Origin of the sequence: Mesorhizobium sp. M7A.F.Ca.CA.001.08.2.1, assembly GCF_003998455.1 — a bacterium.
Taxonomy (GTDB): Bacteria; Pseudomonadota; Alphaproteobacteria; order Rhizobiales; family Rhizobiaceae; genus Mesorhizobium; species Mesorhizobium ciceri.
The window spans coordinates 1-4,315 of record NZ_RZPW01000554.1 but is presented as its reverse complement, the minus strand read 5'-3'; the positions used below and the strand labels follow the sequence as shown (position 1 = coordinate 4,315).

4 protein-coding genes and 1 pseudogene are annotated in these 4,315 nt (G+C 63.4%); all 5 read right to left on the bottom strand.

The genetic code is table 11. The annotated features are described in order from the left end of the window. A pseudogene (fusA, locus tag EN914_RS26105) lies at positions 1 to 889 on the bottom strand (elongation factor G); the annotation flags it as partial. A 115-nt stretch (positions 890 to 1,004) separates the two neighbouring features. After that, positions 1,005 to 1,346, bottom strand: coding sequence for a nitrile hydratase accessory protein (locus EN914_RS26100; protein ID WP_024501394.1), 342 nt, complete (start codon positions 1,344 to 1,346; stop codon positions 1,005 to 1,007). Beyond that, positions 1,333 to 1,992 carry a nitrile hydratase subunit beta gene (nthB, locus tag EN914_RS26095; RefSeq protein WP_024501395.1) on the bottom strand — a complete coding sequence of 220 codons (660 nt, stop codon included), beginning with the start codon at positions 1,990 to 1,992 and terminating at the stop codon, positions 1,333 to 1,335. Before nthB ends, EN914_RS26100 begins: the two co-directional genes overlap by 14 nt. Beyond that, positions 1,989 to 2,612, bottom strand: a complete 624-nt coding sequence (nthA, locus tag EN914_RS26090; protein ID WP_024501396.1) for a nitrile hydratase subunit alpha — start codon at positions 2,610 to 2,612, stop codon at positions 1,989 to 1,991. The genes nthB and nthA overlap by 4 nt, the downstream gene beginning before the upstream one ends. Before the next feature lie 79 nt (positions 2,613 to 2,691). Further along, on the bottom strand, positions 2,692 to 4,315 hold a 1,624-nt coding region (locus EN914_RS26085), incomplete at its 5' end, for an efflux RND transporter permease subunit (protein ID WP_164778908.1).

Below are 4,315 nucleotides of genomic sequence, written 5' to 3'. Positions count from 1 at the left end.
TGGCCATGGCGGCCCGCGGGTCGCGGTCGTCGGGTGGTAGCGGAACGGGAGCGTATCCGGCATAGCTGACGCTCAACCGTGCCTGCCCGTTCGAACAGGACCGGAGTGCATCCTCCAGCTTGGACATATTTCTAAGCGGCACTGTCGCGTTGACGACGACGACCACGCCGCGGATTTCCCGACTCAGGATCTGGCCACGGCGGCTTTGCAGTTCGGCGATGACGTTGCCGACATGGGTTGCTGAAGTCATTACTTCGACCTTCATGATCGGCTCGAGCAACTGCACGCCGAGGCGTGGCGCGGCTTCGCGAAAGCAGGCGCGGCCGGCGATCTCGAAAGCCAGAGCCGAGGAATCGGTATCGTGAAAAGCGCCATCCATCAGCACCGCCTTGACGCCGATCATCGGGAAGCCCGCAAATGGACCTGAGGACAATATGCTGCGCAGCCCCTTTTCGACGCCCGCAATGTATTCGCCATGAAGCGCACCACCGACGATCCTGGACTCGAACACGGAGTCCGCGCTGTCCGCGTTCGGCTCGAACATGATCTTGACGCCGGCGAACTGACCGGTGCCGCCGGACTGCCTCTTGTGCGTGAAGTCCTGCTTGTGCGTACGGGTGATCGTCTCGCGATAGGCCACTTGTGGAGAACCAATATTCACATCGACCTGGGACTCGCGACGCAGGTGGTCAATGATGATGTCGAGGTGGAGTTCGTCCATGAAGGCGATAATGGTCTGGCCCGATTCCTCGTCTTGCATGACGCGGAAGAAAGCATCCTCGTCCGCCAGCTTCGCCAAGGCGGTACGCAGCCGCTCCTGATCGGCCTTCGATTTCGGCTCGATCGCGATTTGCAGCAAAGGCCAGGGCGCGGCAGGCTTTTCCATCATGGGGATATGGTCGCTGGTGGCCCCAATATTTGCAACTGAGTGCAGGAGCGAAATCCGGACTGAGATAACGGAAGACTAAACTGATCTTTTTGGCCTGGCTGCTCGCAGCCTGCTGTCAGGGTCCAGGATCGTTCTCCAGCAGGATCGGCTTGCCGTGCGGGGTGGCATGCGCGGCGCGTTCCCATGCCTCAGCCATCGCGTCGACATCCGACTTGGCAGCCAGTCCCTTCGAGGCAAGCAGGCTTTCCAGTGCCGCCAGCCAATGTTCGTAATAATCATGGCCGTCCGCTGCGGCGCCCGGTCTTTTCACTTCGCTCGACAGCGCCTGCGCCCACTCGCTCCACGAAAACAGGCCCTTGTCGTGCAGCGCCACCGTCATGGCGAAGGCCTCGGCCTGCCACGGCTCGGCGAACACCGGCTCGTCGAAACCTGGCGGCAGTTCTTCACGCAGGCTCAAGATAGCTCTCCCAGGCGTCTATCGACACGCTTAGCGTCGGGTCGGCGCCCTCGCCCCAGATCTCCGATCCTTCGAAAACCACGGTGTACACCCATTGCGGATTTTCGCCGTGTCCATGCGCGTTGCTGTCGGGAAAAACAAAACCGTCGTGCACCGCCTCGACCACGCCGTGCTTGCCGCGTGCGTAGCGTGGCAGCCGCGTGTGGCCGGTCGGGTTGAAGTTCTTGGTCCGCACGGGGTCTCCGGCCTTGAACCGCGCCGCTTGCGCCACCGGCCGGTCGCAAGGGCTGCCCTTGGCCAGCACTGCGGGCACGTTTTCCGCCTTCAGCACCCTCTTGGGAGTCGCTGCTGGATCGACTGCCTTGCCCGCTTCGAGATCGCGCTGGCTGACGAAGCCATGGCGCTTTAACAGCACCTCCAGCGCCTTGATCCATATCTCGTAGTAGCTCGATGAATAGTAGACAGCCGGATGCAGCGATTCCCGTGCATGCCGGCTCTCGTCGATGTTCCACGCGCCCATGGCGCCGGCAGTCAGCGTCACGCCGAGCGCCCGCCTTTCCCAGGCGGCATGGAAGTAAGGTTCGTCCTTTTCCGGCGCGACCGGGCCGAACCCCATCTGTCCGCCGAGATCTTGCGGCCCGTTCATGCCGGCTGCCCCTCTATTCCAGGTCTTTGGGCCAGGCCGGTGCCGATCATCGCGTCACGGCTGACCAGCTCCGCCAGCCGCTCCTCGCTCCAGCCCTCGGTACCCTCGGGCCGCATCGGCACGACGAGATAGCGCAGCTCGGCAGTGGAATCCCAGACGCGGATTTTCTTGTCCGCCGGCAGCGTCAGCCCGAACTCTTCCAGCACGCCGCGCGGATCGATCACCGCGCGCGAACGATAGGGCGGCGCCTTGTACCAGACCGGCGGCAGGCCAAGCACCGACCACGGATAGCAGGAGCACAGTGTGCAAACGACGAGATTATGGGTGTCCTGCGTGTTGAACACCGCCTGCATATGCTCGCCCTGGCGGCCGGTATAGCTTAGCGAGCCGATCGCCGCCGTCGCATCGCGCTTCAGCCAGTCGGCATAGGCTGGATCGCGCCAGGCTTTCGCCACCACCCTGGCCCCGTTGCGCGGACCGATTTTCGTCTCGTAAGTATCGACGATGACGTCGATCGCCGCCGGATCGATCAGCCCCTTCTGGGTCAGGATGGTTTCCAGCGCACGCACGCGGGCGGCAAACGGATCGAGTTCGTTGTCGTGGTCATGATCGTGTGACATGGCGGCAAATTACGGTTCCGGCGATGCCACCGCAAGCGCAACGCCTTGGGCCAGCGATACAGGGCGCCAGCTCTACCCCCTATTCGGCGGCCGCCCGCTGCGGCTCGGGCAGCATGTCTTCCCTGGGCTTGAACAGCGAGGGCTGATCCCCCGCTTCGACCGAGCCCGGCTCGCCCTTGCGCTTCGACCAAAGCCCGACCAGCCAGCCCGAGAAATTCTCCATGTAGACATAGATCACCGGCGTCACGAACAGGGTCAGTGCCTGCGAGGCAAGCAGGCCGCCGACAACGGCAACGCCCAGCGGCTGGCGCAGTTCGGCGCTGGCGCCGGTGCCGAGCGCAATCGGGAACGTGCCCATGAGTGCCGCCAGCGTCGTCATCATGATCGGCCTGAAGCGCATCAGGCAGGCCTTGTGGATCGACTCGGTCGCCGACATGCCTTCTCGTCGCAACTCAAGCGCGACATCGACCATCATGATGCCGTTCTTCTTGACGATGCCGATCAGCATCAGGATGCCGATCACCGCGATGACCGACAGATCCATGCCGGCGAAGCGCAGCGCAACGACCGCTCCCAGCACGGCCGACGGCAGGCCGGTGAGGATGGTCAGCGGGTGGATGAAGCTTTCGTAGAGGATGCCGAGCACGATGTAGATGGTCAGGATTGCGCCGCCGACCAGAAAACCCTGGTTGGCCAGCGAATCCTGGAAGGTCTTGGCCGTGCCGGCAAAGGTCGTCGAGATCACCGTCGGCATGCCGATCTGCTCTTTCAGCGCATTGATGCGCGTCACGCTGTCGCCCAGCGCCACGCCCTGCGGCAGATTGTAGGAGATGGTCACGGCTGGAAGCTGGCCGAGCTGGTTGACGGTCAGGGCGCCGGCCGTGCGATCGACGCGGGCGAAGGCGCCGAGCGGAACAAGACTGCCGCTCGCCGTCCTCATCTGGATGGCCAGCATCCGCTCGGGCGACCACTCGATCTTGGGATCGAGCTCGGTGATGACCTCATAGCTGTCGGCCGAACCGAAGATGGTCGAAACCTGGTCGGTACCGAACCCGCCATAGAGGGCGGAGCGCAATGTGTCGGTATCGATACCGAGCTGGGCGGCCTTGTCGCGATCCACCACCAGCGTCGCCTGCAGCGCATTGTTCTGCAGGTCGCTCGTGACGTCGGTGAAGCTCGCATGGTCGGCCGCCATCGCGTCGTTCAGTTTCTGCGCCCAAATATCGGTGAGGCCGGTATCAAGGCCCTGAACCACGAGCTGGTAGGCGCTTGCGGACGACCGCGAGCCCAGCCTCAAATTCTGCACCGGCTGCATGTAGGTCTCGATGCCCGCCACGCCGGCCAGTTGCTTGCGCAGATCCGCAAGCACCTTCTCTATATCGGGACGCTGGTCCTTGCCCTTGAGCTGGACGAAAAGCTGCCCCTGGTTGAGCGCGTTGTTGCCGCTGCCCGCCGACCACGCCACATGGTCGACATAGGGCGAATGCGAGAAGACGCTGGCGACCTGCCCTTGCAGCCTGGACATGGCGTCGAACGAGATGTCCTGGCGTGCGATGGTGGTCACCGATATCTGGCCGATGTCCTCCTGCGGGAAGAAACCCTTCGGCGAAGTCTGGATCAGCCACACCGACGCTGCCGCGGTGCCGACGAAGACGAGGAACACCAGGAAGGTGTGCCGCAGGCAGAAGCTCAAGACCCTGTCG